We start from the raw sequence: 24,987 nt of genomic DNA on the forward strand, positions 1-24,987 counted from the left end.
ACGGCGGGTGAAGCACTCGCCTGCACAGGCGTTACCCGGCCGGGAGCCGTAAGGGACCGACATGGTGGACATCGGCAACCCGTTTGGCGTCGATCTGGCGACCACGATCTTCGGCGCGGGACTCTCGTTGGGACTCTCGGCGGCGGTCATGGAGTACGGCTACCGGATCCCGGAGTACAGTAATGCGGAACTGTTGGGCGGTGTGGGGGTCGGTCTCGTCGGAGTCGGCGCGTTCTTGGGTGTCGTTATGGTGCTTCGCGGGCTTCGCTGATCGGACGGACTCGACCACTGGGTTACTCGACGGCAATGAGATAGATCGCGAGCGCGGCGAAGGCGATTCCGAGGAGTTTGCGGGCGGTGAGAGGTTCCTCGAGGAGGACGATCCCCAGCAGCGAACTCGTCACGACGAACATCCCGAAGACGGGGACGACCACGCTAACGGGACCGACCGACAGCGCGTAGTAGTACGCGAGCAGTCCCACGGTCAGCGCGATCCCGGCGGCGTACATGTACTTCGCGTCGCCCGAGAGGAGGTACGGCACCACGCGTTCGCCCCGGTAGACGACGACGCCTGCCGCACCCAGCGTGAACGCCGAGGCCGCGACCAGCGTCACGACCGCGCTCGGGACGGTCCGGGTCGCGAGGTTCACGAGCGGCGGGAAAACGGTGTACGCGAGCAACGCGAGGACAGTCCAGCCGATGTAGTTCACACCGAAGCCGTCGGGAGCGCAGAACAGAAGCGTTGTGAAAGCAGCGGTGTCGACTGCAAGACACCTCAGAGCCGCTCGGCCACCCACGCCGAGACCGCGCGGATCTCCTCGGGATGCGTGCCGTGGCCCACGGGATAGGCCTCGAAGCGCACGTCCACGCCGGCCTCTTCGAGGAGTTCCGCGGCCCGCTCGGCGCGCTCGACGGGGATGATCTGATCGCTCTCGCCGGCACCGATGAAGACCGGCTTGCCGGTGGCGTTCTCGACGCGTTCCTCGTGTGACTCGGGAAGGTAGCCGTTGAGCGCGACGACCCAGTCGTAGCTTTCCGGGTGTTCACACAGCGCCGCGAGGCTCGTGATCGAGCCCTGACTGAACCCCAGCAGGCCGACCCGCTCGGGGTCGAGGTCGTACTCTCCGACCGCCCACTCGACGAACTCGTAGACGAGATCGAGGCTCCGGCGGAACTCCTCGGGGTGGGGCTGGCTCGCGTGGAGGCCGCCCGCCGAGAGGTCGAGTTCGTACCAGGTGTAGCCGCCCTGTAGCGGGTCGGGCGCGCGGACGCTCAGGACGTGCAGTTCGTCGGGAAGCCGTCCTGCGATCGGGAGCAGATCGCGCTCGTTCGTCCCGCGGCCGTGGATCAACACGACCGCGGGGGCGGGGCCGTCGGTCGAGGTCTCGGGTGCGTTACTGACGTGTTCGAGCGGGGAATCGGTCATACCCCCAGTATGCACCCCCGGTATAAACCGTCTGGCCGGCCCGAAACGTTATATGCTGTCGTGGTATAGCGTACCATGTATGGCTACCGCACCCAACGGCGACGACATGTTCGACCAGTTCCTGTCCGAGCGCGGACACGAGACGGAACCGGTAGGGTGGGACACCGACTATAACAAGAAGCAGTGTCCCGACTGCGGTGGCCTTCACGATCAGGCCGCGTCTGACTGTACGGTCTGTGGGTGGGCACCTCGGTAGTCGGGGGTTCGGCGAACGGAACGATTTATTGGGTACCACACCCGAGAACGAATCAAATGCCCGAGTGTCAGAACTGTGGTTCGTTCGTGACTGAGGCCTACGTCCGGGTGTTCACGCCGACGGACATCGACGCGCCGCGGGTCTGTCCGGAGTGTGAGGACATGATCCGCGACGGCGCGGAGATCCGGGAGGCGCGTTCCTCGCGGGGCGGGTGAGACGGTACGGCCGGGTCGTAACTGTTCGTACGTTGGCCACCAGAACGGTCGGTGACCGGCGTACGCCGACGTACGACCGACAGTAGAATCCACGGGGCTTATCACGGACAGGCCCGTGAGTTCGTGCAATGGCTGATACACAGGTCACCCGACTGTTCGGTGGGCCGGGCAGCGGGAAGACGACGGCGCTCCTCGACCGGGTCGAGGAGATCCTCGAAAGCGGCGAGGTCGCCGTCAACGACGTGCTGGTCGTCTCCTACACCCGGGCGGCCGCCGCGGAGATCCGCGACCGACTGGCCGAACGGCTCGGCATCTCGCCGCGCTCGCTGCAGGGTAACGTCTGTACGATGCACGCGAAGGCCTACGAACTGCTCGACCTCTCGCGTGGCGACGTCGTCGGCGAGAAACAAAAAAAGGAGTTCTGCGAGGATTACGGGCTGGAGTTCGAGGACGAGTACAGCGGTGCCGGACGACGGACCGCCCGCTCAACCACGCTCGGCAACAAGATCATCGCCACGAGCCAGTGGCTCCAGCGAACCAACAGGGAGGTGAGTGACTGGTACGACGTGCCCTTCCAGTGGAACGACGAGGAGGTCCGCCTGCCCCCGGAGATCGACGAGAACTCACTGTCGGGCAACAAGTACACCCCGACGTGGCCCTCCGACGACGATCGGATCGACATCCCCGAGGCGATCCGTGCGTGGCGCGCGTTCAAGGGTGAAAAGGGGCTGATCGGGTTCGCCGATATGTTGGAGCGGGTCGAACAGCGCTCGCTCGTCCCGAACGTCGAGTACCTCGTGATCGACGAGTTCCAGGACATCACCACGCTGCAGTACGCCGTCTACGAGGAGTGGAAACCCCACATGAAGGGCGTGTTGATCGCGGGCGACGACGACCAGGTCGTCTACGCCTGGCAGGGCGCGGACCCGAACCTCCTGCTCGACGCCGAGGTCGACGAGGACAACGTCCTCCCGAACTCCTACCGACTCCCCTCCCGAATCCTCGACGTGGTCAATCGGGAGGTACGCCACATCGAAAAACGCCAAGAGAAGGACCTCAACCCGCGGAAAGAGGGCGGGAAGGTCGAGGCCGTCGAGAGCCCCTCGATGCTGGATCTGGTGCGAAACGTCCGGGCAACAGTAGCAGAGACGCCCGACGAGACCGTGATGGTGCTGTTTCGGGCGCGCTATCAGATGTTCCAGTTCCTCGATGAGTTCATCTCGGAGGGGATGCCCTTCCGGGTGCTGACCGATCAGCGGATGTGGACCGACCGCCTCCAGCAGTTCATCTCCGCAGTCGAGAAGATCGACGCCGGCGAGGAGATCACCGGATTGGAGGCGCGCCGACTCGCGGACATGCTCGCGGATTCGGCCTTCAGCACCAACGACCGGGACGATCTCTTTTCCGAGATCGACGAGCGAAAGGAGGCCGCGGGCGCCGACAACGCCGCCGAGATCAGTATCGATCCCGCGACGATCCGCGAGTACGCCCCGTTCGTGCCCGATCCCGTCTCGGCGGCGGACATGTCGAGAAAGATCACGAGCTTCCAGCGAAAGAGCGTCAAGGCCTACTTCGCGACGGGCACCTACGAGGGCGCTGACCCCGAACGCGTGCGGATCGGAACGATCCACTCGGCGAAGGGACGGGAGGCCGATCACGTCTTCGTCGCGACCGATTTGACTGAAAAAGTCGTCGAGCAGATGGCCGCGACGATCGAACAGGAGCAGGTCCCCATTGAGGGGGAGTTCACCCGGACGACCAGTCCCGTACCGATGCTGACCGACAACGAACGCCGGGTCTTCTACGTCGGCATGAGCCGGGCTCGCGAACGGCTCGTCCTGTTGGAGAACCTCGTCAACGGCGCACCGACCCTGCCGCTCGACGTACTGCTCTGTAACGAGCCCCGCGAGGAACCCATCGAGGAGCTGATCGCGGAGGCCGACGCCCCCGAGGCCGAAGTCCACTAAATGGACTACGGGGCGCTCGACGCCGAACTCCGGGATCGAAACGCCGACGGCGTCGTCCACGTCGGCGACCGCTTCGACGACGACCTCAGATATCTCACCGGGTTTTCCGGCCCGGACCGCGAGTACGCGTTCGTCTACGACGGCGAGGGTGGCGAGGCGATATTGTGTGCCCCCCAACTGTTCGAGGAGCAGGCCCAACGGGAGTTCTCCGGAACCGTCGTGAGCGCTGCCGAGCAAGAGGCGACGACCGCGGGCGAACGCGCCGCCGATCTCGTCTCCGGGACCGTGCTGGTCCCCCAGTCGATCCCCCACGATACGGCCCTCTGGCTCGAACGCGCGGGCTGTGACCTCGAATCGACCGCCGTCGTCGAGCGCATGCGGTCACGGAAGACGGAGGCCGAGATCGAGCGAATTCGAACCGTCCAGGAGGCCGCCCAAACCGGAATGGCCCGCGCGGAGACGGTGCTCGCATCGACAGAGGTCGAGGGGGACCCCCTGATATGGGAGGAGAGGGTGCTCACGACCGAGCGCCTGCGCCGCGAAGCGAACGCTGCGATGGCTCTCGAGGGCGTGAACCCGGTAGGTAACACCGTCATCGGCGCGGGCGAGCGCTGTGCGGACCTGCATTTCACCGGCGACATCCCGATAAAACGCGGTGAGACCGTCCTGCTTGACCTCTCGCCGCGCGGCCCGGAGGGGTACTACGGCGACCTCTCCAGAACGTTTGTCGTCGATCTAGAGGGGGGGTGGGAGCGCCGGGCGTACGTGGCCGTCGAGCGCGCACAGGAGGCCGCTTTCGACGCCCTGTCGGAGGGTGCGGGAACGCTCGCGAGTACGGTTCACGAGGAGACCGCCGCCGAGATCAGTGCATATGGATTTCGGCCCGACGGGACGCCGGGATTCACCCACGGCACGGGCCACGGCGTCGGGATGAGCCTCCACGAAGCGCCGTCGCTCCGTTCGGACACCGAGTTGGAGGCGGGGATGGTGCTGACGGTCGAACCCGGCGTCTACGACCCCCAGGAGGGGGGCGTTCGGATTGAGGACCTCGTGGTCGTGCGCGAGGAAGGGTTCGAGAACCTCACGGAGTATCCCCGGTCGCTCGTTCCCGAGGTCAGGTCGTCCGGCCAGTAACGGTTTCGACGTCGAGCTCGTAGACCGTCGGCTCGACGGCCTCGATCGCCTCGTCGAACACTCTGAGCGGGGTGAACAGCGCGTTGATCGCCGCATCGTCGAGCTCCCGGTCGGCGGGGCCGATCGGTCCCCGGAGGACGACGCTCCAGGAGTCGTCCGGCGGCTCGGTGTCGTAGACGACGAGCGCCGCCCGCGCGGTCGACTCGAGGTAGGCGGCCTTCTCGCTGCCCTCGTGGATCGCCAGCCGGAAATAGACCCGATCGTCCTCGCGGTGAAAGGCCACTGGGATCGCGTAGGCGTCGTCGCCCGCGGCGAGCGCGAGCACGCCCGTCTCGGCGTCCGTCAACCGCCTCGCGACCGCCTCGTCGTCCATCCCCCGCGTGTAGGTGTACTCGATCTCACCCATCCCCGAGCGTTTTCCCATACTCCCACTACTCCGAGTCGCCGGATACGTGTTGTGCCCCTCGTCAGTCGCCGCGACGGAAGGGGAGCAGGCCGAGAACCCAGTCGCGGGGACTCCCGACCCGGCGGACGATGTACTCGGGCAGGAGGAGCATCGCGGCGGCGACGAGCAGGAATCCGACACCGAAGACCGTGCGGCCCGCGGTGAGGAACTCGAAGCCGATCAGCCCAAGCGGGATAGCGAAGATCAGCCCCGATCCCATCTGGATCATGCTCAGGATGCCGGGGAGTTTCATGCCCCGCGTTGATCGCCGGCGGCCAAAAATCCTGCCGACCGACCCATCGTGATCACTCCGAGCGGTCGGGTTCGTCTGTTTCCTCGGGCGTTTTAGCGACCTTTCCGACGGCGGCTCCGGCGAGGTCCGCGGGGAGGTCCATCGGCGTCGTGAGCTTCTGGGGAAGCCACACCATCGCCACCGCGACGACGATCAGCCCGCCGCCCAGTATCGTCTGGCCGTCGAGAAGCCGGTTCAGTCCGAACACGCCGACCGGAAGGGCGAACACGAGCGAGGCCGCCAGCCCGATCATATCCAGAATCCCCAGATGCGCCATCGAGCGGCCGTAAACGCCCGGCGGATATAACGTATCCGGCCGTCCAATCGATTCCGGCGAACCCCTGACGGAACCCTTTCGTGTCGATCCCCCCAAGCCGGGGTATGTTCACCGGGATAATCGAGGCGACGGGCGAGATCCGCTCGCGGACCGGAACCGACGACGGCCTGCGCCTGCGGGTCGCCTGTCCGTTCGCGGGCGAACTCGAGGGGGGCCAGAGCGTGAGCGTCAACGGGGCGTGTCTGACCGTCGAACAGAGCGATCGCGGAAGCTTCGAGGTCTTCCTCGCCGCAGAAACCGTCTCGCGGACCTACCTCGGGGAGCTCCGGGAGGACGATCGGGTCAACCTCGAACGCGCGATGCCCGCCGACGGGCGCTTCGACGGTCACGTCGTACAGGGCCACGTCGACGGCGTCGGCGAAGTCCGGGCGATCGAGGAGGTGGGCGAGGACTGGCGGTTCACGTTCTCTCTGCCCGAGGAACTCGAAACGTACGTCGTCGAGAAGGGGTCCGTTACAGTGGACGGCATCAGCCTCACCGTCGCGGGCCTCTCCGAGGAGGCGTTTTCGGTCGCGATCATCCCGACTACGTACGAGGAGACGACGCTTTCTGCGAAATCCGTGGGCGATCCCGTGCATCTGGAGGCGGACGTGATCGCGAAATACGTCGAGCGGGTCAGTGCTCCGTATCGGGATCGAACTCCGTGAGTTCGGGCGTCGGTTCGCGGTCACCGTCACGGATCCCGACGTCGGCGTACACCCGCCGGTAGGCCGAGAGTTTCCGGTAGAGGAAGTACGCGACGATACCGTCGTAGAGGACGATGAAGCCGATCAGGGCGATAGCAGGGGTGATCCACGTCGCGGCACTCACGAGCACTCCCGGAACGATCCCCGAGAGCGTGTTGTACAGCCCGTGGAAGAAGGCGGCGATCAACACCCCCTTGATGACGATCGGGCCGGCGTTCTCGCGGTTGAACTTCGCCAACCCGAGGTAGTAGCCCGCGATCGACGAATAGAGGACGTGGCCCGGCCCCGCGAGCGCGCGGGTCGCGGCGGTACCGCCGGCCGCGCCGACCACCTCGATCCCGCCGAGGCCGGCCTCTAGACCCCGCGTGATGTAGATGGCGTTCTCGATGGTCGCAAAGCCGAGTCCGGCGGCCGCGCCGTAGACCGCCCCGTCGATGACGGCGTTGAATCGCGGATCGCGGTAGGCAAAGAGGCGCACTGCGAGCAGTTTGACCGTCTCCTCGACCGGGCCGACCACGAGGAAGAAAAACAGCGGTAGGCCGATCAACGACGGCAGCGAGCCGAACGCCGGTTGGAGGAAGGAGTTGACGATGGCGGCGAACATCGCAAAGAGGACCGCAAGTAGGAAGGTGGCGACCAGCAGCGAGAGGGGTTCGCCCGTCGTCACGTCGCTGCGCCAGATGTAGGCGGCGATCGCGAAGGCGGGCACAACCGAGAGGATCACCAGGACGCCGACCACGGGGTCCGAAACCGCACCCAGCCCCCCGAGGACGAACTGTGCGATCAGGAAGGCCAGCGCGAGAAGGACGATGAATGCCTTCGTTCCCGCGACGCCGAACCGATAGAGCCACGCCGCGAACCTATCGACCGCCGACCGGCGCTCCCACGTCGAGATGTCGTAGAGATCGCGTGAACCACGTGTCTCGCGATCGATCGGATCCCGTTGCATACGTCCCCTACAGAAGCGTCCTCCCTAATCCTTGTGACCCTAGTACGTGACTAGACACAGTAGTCAGTATTAGGGGAGTGGTTACCTATCATGAATCGTGAGAACGTAGCACTGTGTTCAGCACCAGTCGCGGAATCCTGTACAGTGCCCCGCCGGGAGAGGAGAACCGGAACGAATCGACGCGGTCCGAGGCCAACGCGCCGACCCCCCCACCCGCCGACGACTAGTCAGACTAAAACAGCCCCGCATCCGAAAGCCGGGTATGCACTTCGATCAGCGCATCCAGCAGGCGCTTCGTGAGGCCGGTCTCGACCGGGAGACGATCGTCGAGGCCTCGGATCGAGTGGCCGAACTCGTCTCCGAGGACGCCGCCCGACTGGAGGCGTTCTTCGAGGCCCACGACACCGTCTACTCGGACATGGACCTCGCACACAGTCGCGAGGAGTTCCCCGAACACACCGTCGAGTACTGCGATCTGTTTACCCACGGTGCCGACATCCGCGGATACCTGCGATTCGACTCGTGGGGCGTCCCCGTCGAGGGCGGGCGGGTGCTCGATGAAGATCTCGTGGAACTCTCCTTGGGTCCGACGGTCGACTCCAGAGTGCGGTTCGCGGCCTCGCGCGACGCGTTATGAGGGTCGCGATCCGGGGAATCTACACGACCGCGCTGACCCGGCTGTTTTCGGAGGCGGGCCACGAGGTGGTTCAGGCGACCGGACCGATCGAGAAGCGCTTCGAGGGCGAGTTCGCCGACGGCCCCGCGGACCTCGCGTGCGAGACGGGCCGCGACAGACAGGGCGTCTCGCTCTCGGGCACGGACGAGGCTGTCAGGGTGGGTCGGGAACTGCTCGCAGTCGGACGCGACACGTTCGTCTGGAACGACCCCACGCCGCTGGGATCGGTCTTCGAAGGGCGCGTCGAGGGGACTCGCGGCGGCGGGGCGGTCGTCTCGCTCGAAGGGGGCGAGGGCTACCTGCCCTTCGACGAGACCGAAGAATACGTCGAGGAGGGCGATAGCCTCCGCGTGCAGGTCACAGAACCGACCCCGCCGTGGAGCGACGACGACCCGCGAGTGTCGACGACGATCCGCGCGCGGACGCCCGGCGGATTGGCGGCGCTCGAAGAGGACGGATCGGGGATCGACGCGCCCGACGCAGAGACGGCGAGACTGGTCGACCTGCTCTCGGTCGAACTCCCCGAGGGCTGGGGCGTCTCGCTCGGGCGGCGTGCGCGGGAGGCGAGCCTCGCGGATCTCGAAGCGGGGCTCTCGCGGGCGGCGGACCTCGCCGCGGCGTTCGAGGGACGCGACACCGCCGAACCCTACGCGACCGCGTGGTGCTGGTTCGGCCGCGAGAGCCGGTTTTCGCTCGATGAACTTCGAAGAGAAGTGACGACCACGATGGCGGGCCACCACCGGATCAAGGCGGGCTCGAACCGGGCGAGCGACGCCGTGGACTTCGCGGAGGCGCTCTGTGAACCCGAAGAGTTTCCCTTCGACGCCGTCGCGAGCCAGTTCGGGCCCCAAGCGGGCGATACGCTCGCGATAGAACACGGCAAGCCCGACGGGCGGGTGATCACGCTGGGACGCGGCGAGGTAATCGAGTACGACCCCGAGGGCTCGATCACCCTGCGTCGCGAGATGACCGCCGGCGGGAGCTACGACGCACTGGGAACCCCTCGCGAGTCGGGCGACGTCGCGATCACCACCCTGAAGGAGGGTCGGTGGTGGTATCCGACGACCTACCGGGACACGGACGGCGAGAGGAAGGGGACCTACATCAACGTCTGTACGCCCGTCGAACTGTTCCCGAAAAGCGCGAGATACGTCGACCTCCACGTCGACGTGATCAAACACCCCGACGGGCGTGTCGAGCGCGTCGACGACGACGAACTGGACGAGGCGGTCGATTCGGGCCTCGTGAGCGACGAGTTGGCCGAGAAGGCCCGCGAGGTCGCGGCGGCGATCGAGCGCGCGCTCGCTTAGGCGTCGGGGACGTCCGCGTCCTTGTCCTCGACGTCGCGTTTCATCGACTCGCGCCGAGATTTGGCGTCCCTGCCCGTGGCTTCGAGCAGGAAGTCGTTTTTCGCGCTCACGGCGTCGGCGGCGGCGTCGGCGTTGCCCTCGGCGATGACATCCTCTGCGGGCCGTTCCTCGAAGTGGACCGCGAGTTTGTCCTTCTTGCCGCTGTAGGCGACCGCCCCGGCGACGATCCGCTCGAAGACGGGGTTGTCGGGGTCGTCGACCACGTAGAGATCGCTGCCGTTGAACTCCTCGGTGTCGGTGATCGAGCCGAAGTACTCCTCGATGGTCCCCTCCATGTCGGGGATGCGCTCTTCGAGGTGTTCGCCGCGTCGCATCTTGTATTCGCGCATTGGAGCCTCGTTCGATAGCGGCGGATTTACGGGTTTCGTCTCAGCGCTCGCGTTCGGCCAGATAGCCCCGGTGACACTCCGGGCAGATGTCGCCCGCGCGCAACGAGTCGCGCTCTTCGAGCCCGGCCGTCCCGCAGTTCGGACAGTAAAGCGTCGTCTCGCCGCCCGAGTCGGCCAGTCGGTCCGGGGCGGGCCGCGGTCCCGCGCTGACGAACGTGGGCTCCGAGTCGCCGTCGTCCGTGTTCGATCCGTCGGACGACTCGATGATCTCCGCGCCCTGATCCGCCTGCGGGGTCAGCCTACCGCCGAAGTCGAGGTCCGTCCTCCCGTCGGGGGTCCTCGCGTCGAACCCCTCGTCCTCGCCGTCGGGTTCGGGCCACGCGTTCGGGGATTCCCCGCGTCCCTCGTGGTCCTCGACGTCGGGCCAGTCCCCCGAGTTGCGGTCCTCGACCGCCGGGTCGTCCTCGATGATCTCCGTGTCCTCGTCGCGTGGGTCGGCCTCGAAGCCCATCTCGGCCTCGGATCGGGGTTCGATTCCGGAACCGCGTCCCGGATCGGAACCGGCGTCGGGGCGCGGTCGGATACCGGGCCCTGTCGATCGGGAATCGGCGTCGGACCGCGTCTCGAACCCCGTCGTTTCCGATTCGGCCGGGTTCGTTTCGGACGACGACCGCGGTTGCGAGAGCTGGGTGACCTCCGTGTTCTCGCTGATCGTTCGCGTCTTCTCACAGCGCGTACAGCGTTCGAGTTCGACGACGCTGATGACGACCTCGTTGCCGCGTTCTTCGCGGTCGCGTTCGATCTCGCTTTCCCCGTACTCGTGGCCGAGGAGGGAACACCGGAGGCTCATGGCAGTACCTACCGGGTCAGGGCTAAAAGAGTACTGCTCCGATTGGGGTCGCGAGGGGGTCACGCCCGTGTCGGGCCGGGCCACAGTATAAATCCCTGCCCGACGGAGTGGACGGTATGGGGGCAAAGCGGGCGTACCGGAACCGGACGGACAGCGAGGTCGCCGTCCTCGACGCGCTGATCGAGCGACCCGAGGGCGGAATGACGGTCCTCGAACTGCGGACCCGTACCGACGTGACCATCGACGAACTCGAGACCGCACTCGGGAACCTGAAGCGCGCGGACCTGATCTCGGTCGAGAAGAACGGCGACAGGACCGTCATCCTGCCGGACGAGTCGGTCGTTCCCGACCCCGAGCGCAAGGAGGAGCCGTCGATCATCGAGCGGATTCGGGATCGGCTGCCGTTCTAAGCGCCACCCTTTAGCGGCGCGACGCCCGATCCGGGATATGAACGGGACAGCGAGGGGACGGCGATGACCGTCCTCGAAGCCTTCCACGCGAACCACGGCGCGACATTCGAGGAGCGCGGCGGACGGCGACTCGTGCGCCACTATGGCCGCCCCGAACGCACCCACCAGGCCGTCAGAAACGGCGTCGGAATCATCGAAATGGCTTACGGTGTCCTGACGATCACCGGCGACGACAGGGTGGAATACGTCGACAACGTCGTCTCGAACCGCGTGCCCGGGAGCGACGGCGAGGGCTGTTATGCGCTGTTGTGTGACCCGCAGGGCCGGATCGAACTCGATCTCTATATTTATAACGCCGGCGAGCGCCTCCTCCTGTTTACCCCGCCCGGACGGGCCCAAGCGCTGGCCGAGGAGTGGCGCGAGAAGGTGTTCATCCAGGACGTCGGGATCGAGGTCGCGAGCGACGACCTCGCGGTGTTCGGGGTTCACGGGCCGAAAGCCACCGAGAAGGTCGCGAGCGTCCTCAACAAGATCGGCGTCCCGGACGGCTCGCTGGTGTTCGACCGCGGGACGATCCACGACGTCGGCGTCACGGTGATCGCGGGCGACGACCTCACGGGCGAGGACGGCTACGAGATCGTCTGTGGCGTCGACGAGGCCGAGACAGTGCTCGATACGCTAGTCAACTACGGGATGGGTGCGGTCCCGTTCGGCACACGGACGTGGGAAACGCTGACGCTCGAGGCGGGCACCCCGCTCTTTGCGAGCGAGTTGGAGGGACGAATCCCGAACGTGCTGGGACTTCGCAACGCCGTCGACTTCGAGAAGGGCTGTTTCGTCGGTCAGGAGGTGATCAGCCGCGTCGAGAACAGGGGAGAGCCCAGCAAGCGCCTCGTGGGGCTGCGCTGTGAGACCGTTCCCGAGGCGGGTGCGACGGTTTCGGCCGACGGTGAGGAGGTCGGACAGGTGACTCGCGCGGCACAGAGCCCGTCGCTCGACGAACCGATCGCGCTCGCACTCGTGGAGTACGGACTGGAGAGCGAGGAACTGGCGGTCGGGAACGAGGCAGTGCCCGCAACCGTGAGCGAACTGCCGTTCATCGAGGGCAGCGGGCGCTCGGCACGGTGTCCGATCGACTAGGATCGCGAGAACAGTGCCTTGAACTGCGCGCGCGAAAAGAGGGAACTCGGGCGATCCATGTGGACCCCGATCTCGCCCGAGAGCGCGTTCAATCCCGCGGATTGGACGGGTTCGGGAAGCGAGTACGCCCGGCGGAGCCAGTGGCCCATCCGTATTTCGCGGGCGAGATCCGAGCGCCACGCCTTCTCGTAGTTCTTCAGCGTCTTCGGGTCGTCGGGGTCGATGGTGTCGGCGGCATGGTCGGCCGCGGTCATCCCGTAGAGGATGCCCCCGCCGGTGAATGGTTTTGTCTGGGCGGCGGCGTCCCCGATCAGGAAGCCCCGATCGCTGGTGATCCGTTCGGGGGGGCCGATCGGGATCATCCCCGAGCAGACGTTCGTGGTTTCGACCCCGTAGTCCGCAGTGAAGTCCTCGAACAGTCCTCGTACTTCGCGCCCGGGGGGAGCGGCGAGCCCGTACTCGACGCCGGCTTCCCCTCGGGGAATCCGCCACGCGAAGAACCGGGGGACAGTGAGGTGAACGTCGACGAAATCCCCGTGGTCGGGCTCGTCGGTGAATCCGAGTACGCCGTGGAGCAGTTCGTCGGGCTCCTCGATGCCGAGATCGCGACGGGTACGGGAGACGGGGCCGTCACAGCCCGCGACCATGTGCGCTCGGAACTGCGCGCTTCCATCCGGTGTGCTCGCCGCGACGACGACGTGGTCGTCCTCCTCGCGGACCTCGGTGACGGTGTGGTTCTCCCGGAGGTCCGCGCCGGCCCCACGGGCGGCTTCGCCGAGGTGGCGATCGAGTCCGACCCGGTCGATCACGTTCGAGATCGGGGCCTCCCGATAGAAGGGATGGGCCTCGCTTCCGGGGTCGCCGGGGTGGAATCGAGCGCCCGTGATCTCGTTCTGGAGGAGGTCCGCGCGTGCGCCGTCGGTCGTGTACTCCCAGACGTCGGTGCTGACGTGGCCCGAGCAGGCGAGGGGCTCTCCGATGGAGCCTTGCTCCAGCGCGAGCACGTCGAAGCCCTCCTCGGCGGCACGACGGGCGAAACGCGACCCGGCGGGACCGGCCCCGACCACGACGAAGTCGTACATCGGTCGTCTCTACCGGATCGGCGGCTAAATACCTTCGCGGTTTCCCGACCGGCGGGGTGGAAACGGGACCCACCCACGGACGTTCTCAAAGGATGGGACGATCAGCCACACTGATACGGCTCAGCGGACAACGATCAGTCGGGTTCGTTCGGATTCAGGTGCCTCTGGTCCGATCGACTCCCTTCTTTAGACGACCGCGAGTCCGCGTGGGGCCTGTCGCTCGAACGCCTCCGACCAGTCGACCGAGAGGCGTTCCCACGAACTGCCCGTGTCGGCCGACCGAAAGAGCCCGCGGTTGTTCGCGGCGTAGAACTCGCCCTCGTGGGTCGCGAGGGTCGCCCGCACGACACCCTCGCCCATCGGAAGTCCGCGGTCGTCGAGGCTCTCCCATACTCCCCCACGACGGCGGTAGACGTATGACTCGGCTGAGTCGACCGAATGGGCAGTACGCGCCCCGCTCGCGCTCGAAACGAGGACGGTATCGGGATCGCTCGGATCGGGCCGGACGCTCCAGCAGTAGCGATGCCCGAGCCCCTCTTGGGGGTGGGTCCACGACTCGCCGCTATCGGTACTCTCGGCGTAGCCGTCGCCCGCCGCGGAGTAGACCCGTCCAGGAGCGTCGGGATGGGTCGCAAGCGAGTGGTTGTCCCGACGCGACCCCTGGGGACGCTCACCCCACGTCTCGCCGGCGTCATCACTGAGCAGCAGCGCCCCGAGTTCGATCCCGACGTACACCCGTCGAGAGTCGTTCGGGTTGAGTTCGATCCACCGGACGTGATGGGTGTCGGGTCTGGGCGGGAAGTACCACTCCGGTTCGGAGGACTGGTCGACGATCCCCCCGACGCGCTTCCAGTTGTCACCGGCGTCCCGCGAGCGGTAGACGGCGCTCGGTTCGGTGCCGACCCAGACCTCGGCGGGGTCGTGGGGACTGACGGTTACGCTCATCACCCGATCCGAGTCGAAAATGTCGGCGCCGACCCGCTCGAAGGACTCGCCGCTGTCAGTGCTCCGTAGCAGGCCGTTTTCGAAGGTGCCGACGAACACCCTCTCGGGTGCCGCCGGCGAGGCGGCGAGACACTGGAGGTCGTACTCGCCAAGTCGGTACTCGACGGTCCACTCGCCGTCGCGCTTCTCGCGGGCGACGAGCAGGGTGTTTCGCATGGCCGCGTAGACGGTGGTCATACCCGATTTACGGGATGCAGGGAAAAGAAGGCGCGGGCGGCCGGGCTTCCACGAATCAGTCGTCGTCGGCGATCGCTGGCCGGCGCTCGTCGGCGCGCGGCCCCTCGATGTCGACCGCCGGAAGCAGGTCCCGGAGATACCGACCCGTATGCGAGGCCTCGATCTCGGCGATCTCCTCGGGCGTTCCCTCGGCGACGACCTCGCCGCCGTTCTCGCCGCCTTCCGGGCCCAAGTCGACGATATGGTCGGCGTTCTTCACGAGGTCGAGTTCGTGCTCGACGACGACCACCGAGTTGCCGCTGTCGACCAGTCGTTGAAGCACGCTGATGAGCTTTCGCTCGTCCTCGCTGTGCAGTCCCGTGGTCGGCTCGTCGAGCAGGTAGAGCGTGTCGCCGGTGTTTCGCTTCCCGAGTTCCTCGGCGAGTTTGATGCGCTGGGCCTCACCTCCCGACAGCGTCGTCGAGGGCTGGCCCAGTCGCATGTAATCGAGACCCACGTCGGAAAGGAGTTGGAGGCGGGTCTTGAGCCGCGTGTCGTGATCGAAAAACTCCAGGGCCTCCTCGACGCTCATGTCGAGGACGTCCGCGATCGTTTCCCCCTTGTACTCGACGTCGAGCGTCGCGTCGTTGTACCGCGAGCCCCCACAGGCCTCGCAGGGCACGTAGACGTCCGAGAGGAAGTTCATCTCGATTTTCACCGTGCCCTGCCCGCCACACTCCTCACAGCGCCCGCCCTTGACATTGAAGGAGAACCGTCCCTTCTCGTAGCCCCGCTGTTTCGCGAGGCTCGTTTCGGCGAACAGTTCGCGGACGTAATCGAAGACGCCGGTATAGGTCGCGGGGTTCGATCTGGGAGTACGCCCGATGGGCGACTGGTCGATCAGGCGGACCTTCTCGATGTTCTCGATACCCCGCACGTCGTCGTGCTCGCCGGGGTCCACACTCGTATTGTCGTTCATCCGGCGGGCCAGCGCCTTGTAGAGGACCTCGAACATCAGGGTGGACTTGCCCGACCCCGAGACGCCCGTGATCGCGGTAAAGGCCCCCACGGGGATCTCGACGTCTACGTCCTTCAGGTTGTGCTGGCGGGCTCCCTCGATCGTCAGCGTCGAGTCGAATCCGCGGCGCTCGTCGGGCACCGGGATCGCCTTGCGCCCCGAGAGGTAGTCGCCGGTGATGGAGTCCTCGGAGTTACAGATCTCGTCGAAATCGCCCTGGGCGACGACCTCGCCGCCGCGCTTGCCGGGACCGGGCCCCATGTCGACGATGGTGTCGGCCCGTCGCATCGTCGCCTCGTCGTGTTCGACGACGATCAGGGTGTTGCCCAGATCCCGCAACCCTTCGAGGGTGTCGAGCAGGCGGTCGTTGTCGCGCTGGTGCAGTCCGATAGACGGCTCGTCGAGCACGTAGAGCACGCCCACCAGTCCCGATCCCACTTGGGTTGCGAGCCGGATGCGCTGGCTCTCCCCGCCGGAGAGGGTCGCGGCCTCCCGGTCGAGGGTGAGATATTCGAGGCCGACTTCCTCCATGAACCCGAGCCGCGCGCGGATCTCCTTCAAGATCTCCTCGGCAATGGTGAGCTCGCGCTCGGAGAGGTTCGCCTCCATTCCCTCGAAGTGCGCGAGGGCGTCGCCAATGGACATCCGGTTGACCTCGGTGATCGCGGTGCCGTCGACGAGGACGTGGCGGGACTGCTCTTTCAGCCGGGTGCCCTCGCAGGCGGGACACTCGGTGACGGCCATGTACTTCTCGATGTGCTCGCGCGTCGAGTCGGAATCCGTCTCGACGTGCCGGCGCTGGAGGTTCGGGATCACACCCTCGAAGCGTTTTTCCTTTCTCCTGGTTCCGTTTCGCGTCGAGCGCTTGAACACCACTTGCGAGTTCGTCCCGTAAAGGAACTGTTCCTGAATGTCCTCATCGAGATCCTCGAACGGGGTCGACGGGCTCACGCCGAAGTGCTCGGCCACGGCGTCGATCCTCGTTCTGTAGTACGAGCGCTTGTAGCTCCAGGGCTCGAAGACGTGTTTCAAGGATTTCGAAGGGTCCCGAACCACGAGCGACTCGTCGACTTCCTTCGTTTTCCCGAGCCCTTCACACTCCGGACAGGCCCCGTAGGGACTGTTAAAGGAGAACGAGCGCGTTTCGATCTCGGAGAACCGGAAGTCGCTGTTCGGATTTCCGAGTTCCTCGGAGAACTCGATGGTGACCCGGTCGTCGCCCTCGCCACCGAGCGACCCCGTCGAGCGGGTGTTCGATCCCAGGTCCATCCCTTCGGGCGGGTCGGGGACGATGAGTTTGAGGACGCCGTCGGCCTCCTCGAGGGCGGTTTCGACGCTGTCGGCGATCCGCGAGCGTGCGTCGGGAACGATCTCGATCCGGTCGACGATCACGTCGATCGTGTGGTCGTAGTTCTTGTCCAGATCGGGCCGGTCGAGCGTGAGGTCGTATCCCTCTCCGTCGACCTCGACCCGCGAGTAGCCCTCGCTGACGAGTTCGTCGAAGAGGTCCTCGAAGGCGCCCTTCCGGTCGCGGGCGACCGGCGCGGCGATCATCGCCCGCGTGCCCTCCGGCAGCGAGAGGATCTGGTTCACCATGTCCTGGGCGCTCTGCTCGCCGACCTCTTCGCCCGTGATCGGGTCGTATTGGGTGCCGACCCGCGCGTACAGCAGGCGGAGGTAGTCGTGGAGTTCCGTGACGGTACCGACCGTCGAACGGGGGTTGTTGGCGGCGTTCTTCTGGTCGATCGAGATCGCGGGTGAGAGCCCCTCGACCGACTCGACCTGTGGCTTGTCCATCTGGCCGAGGAAGTTCCGGGCGTAGGCCGACAGCGATTCGATGTAGCGGCGCTGGCCCTCGGCGTAGATCGTCTCGAAGGCGAGCGAGGACTTGCCCGAACCCGACAGCCCGGTGACGACGGTGAACTCCTCACGTGGGATCGACACGTCGAGGTCCTTGAGATTATGTTCCTCTGCTCCCCGGACCTCAATAAAATCCCGACTCATTGGGAATTCCCTATGGGTGCGAGGGGGGTATACCCATCGGTTTCAACGGCAAGCACTGGGAACGGATGACACGGTATAGGCCAGTACACGGGCGTCGGAAACTGCTCTACCTCACCGAGGCGGGCGAGGCGCTCCGCCCCGAGATCGAGTCCTTGAAAGGGCGGATCGACCGGGAGCTCACGGCGGGGTTCTCCGAATCGGAAGTCGACGCGCTGTCCAAGTCGCTCGAACGGGTCTGTCGAAACCTGACACAGGGCGAGCGGTGATGGACCGTTCCGCGGATCGGGCACTCTGGGTGATCGTCGCCTCGGCGACGCTGACCGTGATGGCCGGCGCGATACTCGGCCCGATCACCAACGAGATCCGGATCGCGCTCGACGTCTCGCCGTCGCTCGCGGGCCTCATCATCACGACCCACGGCCTCTTCATCGTCCTCTGTAGCCCCTTCGTCGGCGCGCTGATCGACCGGATCGGCCCCCGCATCCCCTACATCGCCGGCCTCTTCCTCTACGCGCTCGCGGGCGGGGCGGGGCTGGTGATCGAGTCGTTCGTCCCGCTCCTGCTCTCGCGGTCGGGGTCGCGCTGATCTACACCTCGATCACGGTGTTGATCTACGGCCTCTATACCGACTCGCGAAAGGACCGCGTGATGGGGCTTCGGGGAAGCGCCAACAGCGTCGGCGCGGCGGTCTGGCCGCTTTTGGGCGGCGCGCTCGGGACGCTCGCGTGGCAGCTCCCGTTCGGGGTCTACCTGCTTGGACTTCCCCTGGGAATCCTCGCGGCGCTCACCGTTCCCGACGTGTCTCCGGCAGGTAGCGGGACGACATCGGGACCGGCCGACGAGCGGTCGGTCACCGGAATCCTCCGTTCGACGCCGCTGCTGGTCGCGGTCTACGGGCTGATGTTCCTCACGAACCTGCTGCTCTATGCGAACGTCGTCTACTACCCGCCGCTCTTGGAGGGGTTCGGGATCGAGACACCCGTCGTGATCAGCCTCTATCTATCGGTGCTCGGCCTCTCGGGTGGGGTGAGCGCCGCGCTGTACGATCGGATCCGAAAGCGCTTCGCGTACCAGGAACTCGCGGGGATCGCCTTCGGGCTCTGGACGGTCGCGTTCGTGCTCGCTACCGTTGCTTCCTCGGCGCTGCTGGCGGTCGTTCCAATGGTGCTGTACGGCCTCGGACAGGGGCTGGTCTTCCCGACGGTCCTGTTGTGGGTTGAGGAGCTCGTTCCCCAGAGCTATCAGGGCCGATTCAGTTCCTACGTCGCGATGGCGGGTTATATCGGCCAGTTCCTCTCACCGGTTCTCTTCGGCCCGATCGTCGCCGGCTTCGGAATACGAGGGGTCTTCGCGAGCGCCGCGGTGGCTGTGGGCGCTGGCCTGCTCGTGGTCGTCGGAGCGAGCCGTCGTCGCTCACGTCCCACGGAGAGGCGGGGCTGACCGGAGTCGTTGGGGGGAACGAGGAGGGATGATCACCGCGAATTCGTATCGTCGTATGAAGTTTATTCGAGTTCAGCGAGGTGCTCGAACGAGCCTTCACGAACGGCGGCGACGAGTTCACTCTCGTCGATTTCGGGGACTTTTCCCGGGTATTTCCGTTCGAAGTAGCCGAACAGGTTGCGGACGTCACGCCCGAGGAACTCCTCTGCGTTCTCGTGGTCGGCGGGGACCGCCTGTGGCCAGTCGAAGATCGTGATACCCTCCTCGCTCACGAAGACGTTGTACTGGCTCATGTCGGCGTGGACGTAGCCCAGTTCGTACGCCCGTGTGAGTTCCCGGAGGATCATCTTGAGGATCGGTCGGACCTGCTCGGGTTTGAGCCTCGTGCGCGAGAGTTCGACGCCGTCGATCTTCTCCATGACCAGCGCGTGGCGGTTCTGATCCTCGGGTCGTGGGACCGAGACGTCGGGATAGAGCGCTTCTAGAGCCTCGTATTCGCGTTCGGCGGCCTTTCGAGCGGTGTAGAACCACGAGAGGTGTTCCTTCTCGGCGGTGTAATCACGCTCGCGGCGGACCTCCCGGAAGTTCGTATAGCCCTCGCGGTGGAACTTCAGGGCCATCGGGCGATAGGACTGGACCTCGTAGACGTCGCTTTCCTTGCCGACGCCCAGTGGAACACCGAAGCCCTCGATGGTACCGCGCTCGGCGAACGTACGAAGCGCGAGGACGTCGTAGCCGTCCATCCGCAGTCGAACCCCCTCGTACTGGATGGTCTTCCGTTCGACGAGTTTGCGATCCAGACAGCGACTCAGGCGAAAATCGACCTCCTCGGGCGTGAGCCGTGAGAACTGTGGGAGTTTCTCGCGGTTCACCCACTCGCTGAAGCGCATCCCGTGTTCGACACCCGAGAGGAGATGAAAATCTTCGGGCGCGAGCTCCTGCATGACGCTCGCGACGTTTCGTGCCATTGCCACGGGTAGGAGCGACGTGCCTAAAAGTCCCGCGAGGCCATTCGATAAATTCTATGCGACGATATAAAATCGAATCGCCGTCAGTTCCACGGCTGGATCGCCGTCGGTAGCTTGATTGTGCCGCTGGAGGTGTGTGAGGTATGGCTGGAGACCTCCCACGAGTCGGGTTGGGAACCTATTCGGATACGAACCGCGAGCAGTGGGCCGAATGTGTCGAGACGGCCCTCGAGATGGGGTATCGCCACATCGACACGGCCCAGGTCTACGGAAACGAGGAGTACGTCGGCCAGGGGATCGAGCGGGCGAGCGTCGATCGCCAAGAGGTGTTCCTCGCGACCAAGACGGTCCACGTCGACGTGCCCGGCCCCGAGCGGTCGGCGATCATCGACTCCGTCGAGGAGAGCCTCGGAAAGATCCGGACCGACTACCTCGACCTGTTGTATGTCCACTGGCCCGCGGGCTGTTACGACCCCGAGACGACGCTCGGTGCGTTCGAGGAGCTTTACGAGGAGGGTCTGATCCGCAACATCGGGGTTTCGAACTTCGAACCCGAACAGCTCGACGAGGCGCACGAAATCCTCGACGCCCCGATCTTCGCCAATCAGGTCGAGTGCCACCCGTTCCTCCAACAGGAGGAACTGCGCGAGTACGCCGTCGAACACGACCACTGGCTGGTCGCGTACTGCCCGCTCGCACGCGGAGAGATCTTCGAAGACCCCGTCCTCGGGTCGATCGCCAAGGCCCACGGGACAAGCGAAGCGCAGGTGGCCCTCGCGTGGCTCCTCTCGAAGGAGAACGTCACGGCGGTCCCACGCTCGATGAGCGAATCACACATCCGCGAGAACTTCGCGGCCCGCGACCTCGATCTGGGCGACGAGGAGGTCGAGAGGATCGACGGAATCGAGCGCGAACACCGGCTCATCGACCGCGACTACGCGCCGTGGAACTGATCCCGGTATCGTGAAGCGACTTCGGATCGAATCCAGGAGTATGAACGACGCCCACCCGATCTTCGCGGCGCTGTACGACCCGCTGACGAGGGTGGCGGAACGACGGCTTCGACCGGAGCGCGAGTGGCTCACGGAGGGGCTCTCCAGGCGCGTTCTCGATCTCGGGGCCGGAACCGGCGCGACCTTTCCCTACCTCTGCGATCGGGGCCTCGACCTCCACGCCGTCGAACCGGACCCGCACATGCGAAACCGGGCGGAACGTTGGGCCGCTGAACTCGAGTGTTCGATTCGCATCCGGGAGGGGGCTGCCGAGTCGTTACCGTATCCCGATGCCTCGTTCGACACGGTCGTGGTCTCGCTCGTGCTCTGTTCGGTGTCGGACGTCGAGGCGAGCGTCGACGAGATCGCCCGCGTCCTGAAAACGGGCGGCGAGTGTCGGTTCCTCGAGCACGTCCGTGCGACAGGGCGACAGGCCCGCCTTCAGGAGGCGTTGACGCCCTGGTGGCGCCACGTCGCGGGTGGCTGTCGGCTCGACCGGGACACCCCCGCGTCGTTCGTCTCTCATTCCGACTTCAGGGTCGAGACGCTCCAGCGCGTGTCCAGTGGTTTCCCTCCGGTCGCGCCGATCCTCCGGGGTCGGGCCGTCCGTCGGTAATCGGAATACCCTTCTACGTCCGTCGTGTGCGTAGAGGAAACGGGCGATGTTATGACGACCGATGAAACGGCGGCAGTCGACGCGTTAGAGCGCCTCGGACTCTCGAACTACGAGGCGAAAGTATTCATTGCCTTACAGACGCTTGGCACGGGAACCGCACGCGACGTCTATCGCGTTTCGGAGATCCCGCGCTCGCAGGTGTATGGCGCGGCCGAAAACCTCGCCGAACGGGGATTAGTCGAAGTCCAACACTCGACGCCGATGCAGTACCGGCCCGTGAGCCTCGAGGAGGCGGAGCGACTCCTCGAAGAACGGTTCGAACAGGAGCGCACGCAGGCGTTCGACTACCTCACGGAGGTTCGAGACCACCACGAACCGGACGGCGAGGAGCGCGAGGACATCTGGTCGGTAAACGGGGCCGAGCACGTCGGCGACCGCATCGAGCATATGGTTCGGGACGCCGAACGGCGGGTCGTCTTCGGGGCCCGAGCCACCAATCTCGTGAGTACGTCGCTTCGGGAGGCCCTCACCGACGCCGCGAACGCGGGGATCGACGTGGTGATCGTCAGCGAGGACGCCGAGGTCAGAGCGCTGTTCGAGGACGACCCGTTGGCGGTCCACGCACCGCCCGAGAACCTGCGAAACGAGCGGGCCGCCAGAATGCTCGTGATCGACGACCGGGCGGTGTTGTTGAGCGTTCGCGGGGACGAGGACGACCGTGAGGCGGCGTTCTGGAGCGATTCGAGCGGGTTTGCCACCGTCCTGGTCGAGATCCTCACCGGGTGGATCGAGACGAGCGTCAGGTGATCCGAAGGGCTTAACCGTGATTCGAGGGTAGACCCTACCACTCGCTGGGAAACGGGCACCAGCAGGCACCTGTGGTCGCGGCCGGCATCGGCGCCGACGTTCCACAGGCAGGGATGTGGTCCGCTCGAATCGCGGACTGAACCACCCAACGCCCGTGGTGAACACGATGGCACGAAGCTTCTACTCACACATCCGAGACGCATGGAAGAACCCCAAGGAAGGGGCACTGGGCGAACTCCAGTGGCAGCGAAAACAGGAGTGGCGCGAACAGGGCGCCATCGAGCGCATCGAGCGCCCGACCCGCCTCGACCGCGCGCGCGACCTGGGCTATAAAGCCAAACAGGGCGTCGTCCTCGCACGCGTCAGCGTCCGCAAGGGCACCGCCCGAAAGCAGCGCCACAAGGCCGGACGACGCTCGAAGCGCCAGGGCGTCACCCGCGTCACGCGCGATAAGAACCTTCAACGGGTGGCCGAGGAACGGGCGACCCGGAAGTTCCGCAACCTGCGGGTCTTGAACTCCTACACAGTAGGCCAGGACGGCTCCCAGAAGTGGTTCGAAGTGATCCTCGTCGATCCCGAGCATCCCGCGATCGAGAACGACGACGATCTGGGTTGGATCTGTGGTGACAGCCACCAGAACCGCTCGCTGCGCGGACTGACGAGCGCCGGCAAACAGAACCGCGGGCTCGGCACGAAGGGCAAGGGTACCGAACACACCCGTCCGAGCCGCGACCGCTAAACCCCCGTTTCTGCCGCGCGCTTATTAGCCGCCACGCCCGACTAGCCGTATGGCCGATCTCTCGCTCGACCCCACGCAGTTGGATCGCTACTCGCGACACATCATCATGGACGAGATCGGGCCGGAGGGCCAAGCGAAGATGCTCGATTCTCGCGTGCTCGTGATCGGCGCGGGCGGGCTGGGCGCGCCGATCATCCAGTATCTCGCGGCGGCGGGAATCGGAACCCTCGGAATCGCCGACGACGACGTCGTCGAGCGCTCGAACCTCCAACGGCAGATCGTCCACGGCGACGCCGACGTCGGCGAGCCGAAGGTCGAATCGGCTCGAAGATACGTCGAGCGGCTCAACCCCGACATCTCGGTCGAAACCCACGAGATCCGGGTCGAGCCCGAGAACGTCGAGGACCTCATTTCCGAGTACGACGTGGTCGTCGACGGCTCGGACAACTTCCGGACACGCTATCTCGTCAACGACGCTTGTACGCTCTCGAATACGCCCTTCTCCCACGGTGCGATCTACAAGTTCGAGGGGCAGGCGATCACGTTTCCGGGGGGGAAGGGCGAGGATCGGGGGCCCTGTTATCGGTGTCTGTTCCCCGAGGCCCCGCCCGAGGACGCGGTCGCGGACTGTGCGACCACCGGGGTCTTGGGTGTGTTGCCCGGCACGGTCGGGTGCATTCAAGCCACCGAGGCGATGAAGCTCGTGCTCGGCTTCGGCGAGCCCTTAGCGGGACGGCTGCTCGTCTACGACGCCGCCGACATGACGTTCGACGAGGTCCCCGTCGAGCGCAACCCCGACTGTCCGATCTGCGGCGAGGACCCGATCGACTCCATCGAAAGAGTCGAGTACGCCGCGGAGGGCTGTCGGGTGAGCGCGGACTGACTCAGACTCCAAAGAGGTCGGGGTCGTAGGCGGTCGTGAGCACGTCGAACGAAGCGCCGGCGTTCGAGGCGTCGTCAGTGACTTCGTCAGCGTTGAACCGGAAGGCAATATCGAGGCGTTCGGCGATGGCGTTCAGGTTGTCGGTCTCATCGAGCCCGTGGAAGTTCGCCTGATCGTGAAGGAAGAGCGCACCCCCATCGTCGACGAACGCCGCGATCGCGTCGAGTTCTTCGGGATCGAACGTTCGTGGCGGTGTCGTGACCACGAGACCCGATACGTCGGCGAGACGTCCATCGTCGATCACATCGATCGAGTCGATCGTGTAGCCCTCGCGCTCGGCGCGGGATCGAAAGCGCCCGAACGCGTCGAGGGTCCAGTACTGGTCGTGGGAGGCGTCCCAGCCGACGTGCTCGCCATTGAGGAGCGCGTTCCACAGCGAGAGTAGCGCCCGAGCGTTCGAGCGAGCGGAGGTCGTGTGCCCGCCCTGCCGGCCGGGATCGGCGACGAGCATCGAACCGATCCCGGCAACGCGGTCGTCGACCGAGATCAGCGGGATCCGCCCGTCGTAGCTGACGGGGTCGCCCCGGCTGGCGTCGCGGTTGGAGGCGGTCGGTTCGGCCCACGCCGCGACGACCGACTCGTCGGCCAACGGAGTACCGTCGGCGGCGAGCTGGCTGGCCGGCGAGTACAGCCGAAGTGAGGGGCGATCATCGGGAAAGGCACCACTAGTGACCCCGGTCGAGAGCCCGAAAGCCACTCCGGCAGTCGCGAGGAACGTCCGTCTGTCCATATCGC

At 65.7% G+C, this 24,987-nt stretch carries 29 protein-coding genes and 1 pseudogene; 17 read left to right on the forward strand and 13 right to left on the reverse strand.

Features of this window, described 5'->3' with window-relative positions; genetic code table 11:
- Positions 1-61: 61 nt before the first annotated feature.
- Complete coding sequence (locus tag HAPAU_RS01210) at positions 62-271, forward strand: hypothetical protein (RefSeq protein ID WP_066378526.1); 210 nt, start codon at positions 62-64, stop codon at positions 269-271.
- Between the two features lie 22 nt (positions 272-293).
- On the opposite strand, the gene HAPAU_RS01215 is transcribed toward HAPAU_RS01210, so the two are convergent.
- Complete coding sequence (locus tag HAPAU_RS01215) at positions 294-710, reverse strand: EamA family transporter (protein ID WP_066378528.1); 417 nt, start codon at positions 708-710, stop codon at positions 294-296.
- A 65-nt stretch (positions 711-775) separates the two neighbouring features.
- Positions 776-1,426, reverse strand: coding sequence for an alpha/beta hydrolase (locus HAPAU_RS01220; RefSeq protein WP_066378531.1), 651 nt, complete (start codon positions 1,424-1,426; stop codon positions 776-778).
- Positions 1,427-1,505: 79 nt separating this feature from the next.
- Between HAPAU_RS01220 and HAPAU_RS21475 the strand changes: the two genes are divergently transcribed.
- From HAPAU_RS21475 to HAPAU_RS01230, 4 genes are all read left to right on the forward strand, one after another.
- Positions 1,506-1,682, forward strand: coding sequence for an HVO_0416 family zinc finger protein (locus HAPAU_RS21475; protein WP_169802601.1), 177 nt, complete (start codon positions 1,506-1,508; stop codon positions 1,680-1,682).
- Between the two features lie 56 nt (positions 1,683-1,738).
- Positions 1,739-1,897, forward strand: a complete 159-nt coding sequence (locus HAPAU_RS21480) for a DUF7563 family protein (protein ID WP_169802602.1) — start codon at positions 1,739-1,741, stop codon at positions 1,895-1,897.
- A gap of 128 nt (positions 1,898-2,025) precedes the next feature.
- Positions 2,026-3,864: a UvrD-helicase domain-containing protein gene (locus tag HAPAU_RS01225; protein ID WP_066378534.1), complete on the forward strand. Its 1,839-nt coding sequence runs from the start codon at positions 2,026-2,028 to the stop codon at positions 3,862-3,864.
- A complete protein-coding gene (locus HAPAU_RS01230; RefSeq protein ID WP_066378536.1) occupies positions 3,865-4,998 on the forward strand; it encodes a M24 family metallopeptidase in 1,134 nt (377 codons plus the stop codon).
- Here HAPAU_RS01230 and HAPAU_RS01235 read toward each other — a convergent pair.
- From HAPAU_RS01235 to HAPAU_RS01245, 3 genes are read right to left on the reverse strand one after another with little or no spacing between them, the layout of a single operon-like run.
- Entirely contained in the window at positions 4,979-5,422 is a 444-nt protein-coding gene (locus tag HAPAU_RS01235) for a pyridoxamine 5'-phosphate oxidase family protein (protein ID WP_084383641.1), read from the reverse strand. The two genes, HAPAU_RS01230 and HAPAU_RS01235, sit on opposite strands and share 20 nt — an antisense overlap.
- 43 nt (positions 5,423-5,465) lie before the next feature.
- Positions 5,466-5,696, reverse strand: a complete 231-nt coding sequence (locus HAPAU_RS01240) for a DUF7533 family protein (protein ID WP_066378539.1) — start codon at positions 5,694-5,696, stop codon at positions 5,466-5,468.
- 52 nt (positions 5,697-5,748) lie between these two features.
- Positions 5,749-6,012, reverse strand: a complete 264-nt coding sequence (locus HAPAU_RS01245) for a DUF7533 family protein (protein WP_066378542.1) — start codon at positions 6,010-6,012, stop codon at positions 5,749-5,751.
- Between the two features lie 104 nt (positions 6,013-6,116).
- Between HAPAU_RS01245 and HAPAU_RS01250 the strand changes: the two genes are divergently transcribed.
- A complete protein-coding gene (locus HAPAU_RS01250) occupies positions 6,117-6,719 on the forward strand; it encodes a riboflavin synthase (RefSeq protein WP_066378544.1) in 603 nt (200 codons plus the stop codon).
- On the opposite strand, the gene HAPAU_RS01255 is transcribed toward HAPAU_RS01250, so the two are convergent.
- On the reverse strand, positions 6,688-7,707 hold the full coding sequence (locus tag HAPAU_RS01255; protein WP_066378545.1) for a PrsW family intramembrane metalloprotease: 1,020 nt from the start codon (positions 7,705-7,707) through the stop codon (positions 6,688-6,690). The two genes, HAPAU_RS01250 and HAPAU_RS01255, sit on opposite strands and share 32 nt — an antisense overlap.
- Before the next feature lie 262 nt (positions 7,708-7,969).
- On the opposite strand from HAPAU_RS01255, the gene HAPAU_RS01260 reads away from it, so the two are divergent.
- Together HAPAU_RS01260 and HAPAU_RS01265 are read left to right on the forward strand one after the other, a co-directional pair.
- Positions 7,970-8,344, forward strand: coding sequence for a DUF7532 family protein (locus HAPAU_RS01260; protein ID WP_066378547.1), 375 nt, complete (start codon positions 7,970-7,972; stop codon positions 8,342-8,344).
- On the forward strand, positions 8,341-9,693 hold the full coding sequence (locus HAPAU_RS01265) for a DUF402 domain-containing protein (RefSeq protein WP_066378549.1): 1,353 nt from the start codon (positions 8,341-8,343) through the stop codon (positions 9,691-9,693). Before HAPAU_RS01260 ends, HAPAU_RS01265 begins: the two co-directional genes overlap by 4 nt.
- On the opposite strand, the gene HAPAU_RS01270 is transcribed toward HAPAU_RS01265, so the two are convergent.
- Positions 9,690-10,082 (reverse strand): DUF5611 family protein, encoded by a 393-nt coding sequence (locus HAPAU_RS01270; RefSeq protein ID WP_066378552.1) that lies wholly within the window; start codon positions 10,080-10,082, stop codon positions 9,690-9,692. The two genes, HAPAU_RS01265 and HAPAU_RS01270, sit on opposite strands and share 4 nt — an antisense overlap.
- 40 nt (positions 10,083-10,122) lie before the next feature.
- Positions 10,123-10,932 carry a DUF7093 family protein gene (locus HAPAU_RS01275; protein WP_066378553.1) on the reverse strand — a complete coding sequence of 270 codons (810 nt, stop codon included), beginning with the start codon at positions 10,930-10,932 and terminating at the stop codon, positions 10,123-10,125.
- 116 nt (positions 10,933-11,048) lie between these two features.
- Between HAPAU_RS01275 and HAPAU_RS01280 the strand changes: the two genes are divergently transcribed.
- Both HAPAU_RS01280 and ygfZ read left to right on the forward strand, forming a co-directional pair.
- Positions 11,049-11,342, forward strand: coding sequence for a DUF6432 family protein (locus tag HAPAU_RS01280; protein ID WP_066378555.1), 294 nt, complete (start codon positions 11,049-11,051; stop codon positions 11,340-11,342).
- 63 nt (positions 11,343-11,405) lie between these two features.
- Entirely contained in the window at positions 11,406-12,482 is a 1,077-nt protein-coding gene (gene ygfZ, locus HAPAU_RS01285; protein ID WP_066378557.1) for a CAF17-like 4Fe-4S cluster assembly/insertion protein YgfZ, read from the forward strand.
- On the opposite strand, the gene HAPAU_RS01290 is transcribed toward ygfZ, so the two are convergent.
- From HAPAU_RS01290 to uvrA, 3 genes are all read right to left on the reverse strand, one after another.
- Positions 12,479-13,564, reverse strand: coding sequence for a geranylgeranyl reductase family protein (locus HAPAU_RS01290; RefSeq protein WP_066378559.1), 1,086 nt, complete (start codon positions 13,562-13,564; stop codon positions 12,479-12,481). The genes ygfZ and HAPAU_RS01290 overlap by 4 nt on opposite strands.
- A 186-nt stretch (positions 13,565-13,750) precedes the next feature.
- Complete coding sequence (locus HAPAU_RS01295) at positions 13,751-14,746, reverse strand: WD40/YVTN/BNR-like repeat-containing protein (RefSeq protein WP_066378562.1); 996 nt, start codon at positions 14,744-14,746, stop codon at positions 13,751-13,753.
- Between the two features lie 55 nt (positions 14,747-14,801).
- On the reverse strand, positions 14,802-17,747 hold the full coding sequence (uvrA, locus tag HAPAU_RS01300) for an excinuclease ABC subunit UvrA (RefSeq protein WP_066378564.1): 2,946 nt from the start codon (positions 17,745-17,747) through the stop codon (positions 14,802-14,804).
- Positions 17,748-17,812: 65 nt separating this feature from the next.
- On the opposite strand from uvrA, the gene HAPAU_RS01305 reads away from it, so the two are divergent.
- On the forward strand, positions 17,813-18,013 hold the full coding sequence (locus HAPAU_RS01305; RefSeq protein ID WP_066378566.1) for a hypothetical protein: 201 nt from the start codon (positions 17,813-17,815) through the stop codon (positions 18,011-18,013).
- 59 nt (positions 18,014-18,072) lie between these two features.
- Positions 18,073-19,187 (forward strand): annotated as a pseudogene (locus HAPAU_RS01310) (MFS transporter).
- Positions 19,188-19,249: 62 nt separating this feature from the next.
- Here the strand turns inward: HAPAU_RS01310 and HAPAU_RS01315 are convergent.
- Positions 19,250-20,155 (reverse strand): serine/threonine-protein kinase RIO2, encoded by a 906-nt coding sequence (locus HAPAU_RS01315; protein WP_066378569.1) that lies wholly within the window; start codon positions 20,153-20,155, stop codon positions 19,250-19,252.
- A 143-nt stretch (positions 20,156-20,298) separates the two neighbouring features.
- On the opposite strand from HAPAU_RS01315, the gene HAPAU_RS01320 reads away from it, so the two are divergent.
- The 5 genes from HAPAU_RS01320 (at position 20,299) to ubaA (ending at position 24,192) form a co-directional block, all read left to right on the forward strand.
- Positions 20,299-21,108 carry an aldo/keto reductase gene (locus tag HAPAU_RS01320; RefSeq protein ID WP_066378570.1) on the forward strand — a complete coding sequence of 270 codons (810 nt, stop codon included), beginning with the start codon at positions 20,299-20,301 and terminating at the stop codon, positions 21,106-21,108.
- Positions 21,109-21,148: 40 nt separating this feature from the next.
- On the forward strand, positions 21,149-21,763 hold the full coding sequence (locus HAPAU_RS01325) for a class I SAM-dependent methyltransferase (protein ID WP_066378573.1): 615 nt from the start codon (positions 21,149-21,151) through the stop codon (positions 21,761-21,763).
- Positions 21,764-21,814: 51 nt separating this feature from the next.
- Entirely contained in the window at positions 21,815-22,570 is a 756-nt protein-coding gene (locus HAPAU_RS01330) for a TrmB family transcriptional regulator (RefSeq protein WP_066378577.1), read from the forward strand.
- Positions 22,571-22,736: 166 nt separating this feature from the next.
- Positions 22,737-23,309 (forward strand): 50S ribosomal protein L15e, encoded by a 573-nt coding sequence (locus HAPAU_RS01335; protein ID WP_066379375.1) that lies wholly within the window; start codon positions 22,737-22,739, stop codon positions 23,307-23,309.
- A gap of 49 nt (positions 23,310-23,358) precedes the next feature.
- Positions 23,359-24,192 (forward strand): SAMP-activating enzyme E1, encoded by an 834-nt coding sequence (gene ubaA / locus HAPAU_RS01340; protein ID WP_066378579.1) that lies wholly within the window; start codon positions 23,359-23,361, stop codon positions 24,190-24,192.
- A gap of 1 nt (position 24,193) precedes the next feature.
- Here ubaA and HAPAU_RS01345 read toward each other — a convergent pair whose 3' ends face one another.
- The gene (locus HAPAU_RS01345) at positions 24,194-24,982 is read right to left on the reverse strand and encodes a DUF4350 domain-containing protein (RefSeq protein ID WP_066378580.1); all 789 of its coding nucleotides are present in this window, start codon (positions 24,980-24,982) and stop codon (positions 24,194-24,196) included.
- Between the last annotated feature and the right edge of the window lie 5 nt (positions 24,983-24,987).

Origin of the sequence: Halalkalicoccus paucihalophilus, assembly GCF_001593955.1 — an archaeon.
Lineage (GTDB): Archaea > Halobacteriota > Halobacteria > Halobacteriales > Halalkalicoccaceae > Halalkalicoccus > Halalkalicoccus paucihalophilus.

Coding starts and splice junctions, on each gene's coding strand:
- HAPAU_RS01270 (WP_066378552.1), bottom strand. CDS start 10,082: ATGCGCGAATACAAGATGCGACGCGGCGAACACCTCGAAGAGCGCATC.
- HAPAU_RS01265 (WP_066378549.1), top strand. CDS start 8,341: ATGAGGGTCGCGATCCGGGGAATCTACACGACCGCGCTGACCCGGCTG.
- ubaA (WP_066378579.1), top strand. CDS start 23,359: ATGGCCGATCTCTCGCTCGACCCCACGCAGTTGGATCGCTACTCGCGA.
- HAPAU_RS01235 (WP_084383641.1), bottom strand. CDS start 5,422: ATGGGAAAACGCTCGGGGATGGGTGAGATCGAGTACACCTACACGCGG.
- uvrA (WP_066378564.1), bottom strand. CDS start 17,747: ATGAGTCGGGATTTTATTGAGGTCCGGGGAGCAGAGGAACATAATCTC.
- HAPAU_RS01250 (WP_066378544.1), top strand. CDS start 6,117: ATGTTCACCGGGATAATCGAGGCGACGGGCGAGATCCGCTCGCGGACC.
- HAPAU_RS01225 (WP_066378534.1), top strand. CDS start 2,026: ATGGCTGATACACAGGTCACCCGACTGTTCGGTGGGCCGGGCAGCGGG.
- HAPAU_RS01325 (WP_066378573.1), top strand. CDS start 21,149: ATGAACGACGCCCACCCGATCTTCGCGGCGCTGTACGACCCGCTGACG.
- HAPAU_RS01305 (WP_066378566.1), top strand. CDS start 17,813: ATGACACGGTATAGGCCAGTACACGGGCGTCGGAAACTGCTCTACCTC.
- HAPAU_RS01330 (WP_066378577.1), top strand. CDS start 21,815: ATGACGACCGATGAAACGGCGGCAGTCGACGCGTTAGAGCGCCTCGGA.
- HAPAU_RS01240 (WP_066378539.1), bottom strand. CDS start 5,696: ATGAAACTCCCCGGCATCCTGAGCATGATCCAGATGGGATCGGGGCTG.
- HAPAU_RS01295 (WP_066378562.1), bottom strand. CDS start 14,746: ATGACCACCGTCTACGCGGCCATGCGAAACACCCTGCTCGTCGCCCGC.
- HAPAU_RS01335 (WP_066379375.1), top strand. CDS start 22,737: ATGGCACGAAGCTTCTACTCACACATCCGAGACGCATGGAAGAACCCC.
- HAPAU_RS01345 (WP_066378580.1), bottom strand. CDS start 24,982: ATGGACAGACGGACGTTCCTCGCGACTGCCGGAGTGGCTTTCGGGCTC.
- HAPAU_RS21475 (WP_169802601.1), top strand. CDS start 1,506: ATGGCTACCGCACCCAACGGCGACGACATGTTCGACCAGTTCCTGTCC.
- HAPAU_RS01210 (WP_066378526.1), top strand. CDS start 62: ATGGTGGACATCGGCAACCCGTTTGGCGTCGATCTGGCGACCACGATC.
- HAPAU_RS01230 (WP_066378536.1), top strand. CDS start 3,865: ATGGACTACGGGGCGCTCGACGCCGAACTCCGGGATCGAAACGCCGAC.
- HAPAU_RS01320 (WP_066378570.1), top strand. CDS start 20,299: ATGGCTGGAGACCTCCCACGAGTCGGGTTGGGAACCTATTCGGATACG.
- HAPAU_RS01220 (WP_066378531.1), bottom strand. CDS start 1,426: ATGACCGATTCCCCGCTCGAACACGTCAGTAACGCACCCGAGACCTCG.
- ygfZ (WP_066378557.1), top strand. CDS start 11,406: ATGACCGTCCTCGAAGCCTTCCACGCGAACCACGGCGCGACATTCGAG.
- HAPAU_RS01290 (WP_066378559.1), bottom strand. CDS start 13,564: ATGTACGACTTCGTCGTGGTCGGGGCCGGTCCCGCCGGGTCGCGTTTC.
- HAPAU_RS01275 (WP_066378553.1), bottom strand. CDS start 10,932: ATGAGCCTCCGGTGTTCCCTCCTCGGCCACGAGTACGGGGAAAGCGAG.
- HAPAU_RS01260 (WP_066378547.1), top strand. CDS start 7,970: ATGCACTTCGATCAGCGCATCCAGCAGGCGCTTCGTGAGGCCGGTCTC.
- HAPAU_RS01245 (WP_066378542.1), bottom strand. CDS start 6,012: ATGGCGCATCTGGGGATTCTGGATATGATCGGGCTGGCGGCCTCGCTC.
- HAPAU_RS01255 (WP_066378545.1), bottom strand. CDS start 7,707: ATGCAACGGGATCCGATCGATCGCGAGACACGTGGTTCACGCGATCTC.
- HAPAU_RS01315 (WP_066378569.1), bottom strand. CDS start 20,155: ATGGCACGAAACGTCGCGAGCGTCATGCAGGAGCTCGCGCCCGAAGAT.
- HAPAU_RS01280 (WP_066378555.1), top strand. CDS start 11,049: ATGGGGGCAAAGCGGGCGTACCGGAACCGGACGGACAGCGAGGTCGCC.
- HAPAU_RS21480 (WP_169802602.1), top strand. CDS start 1,739: ATGCCCGAGTGTCAGAACTGTGGTTCGTTCGTGACTGAGGCCTACGTC.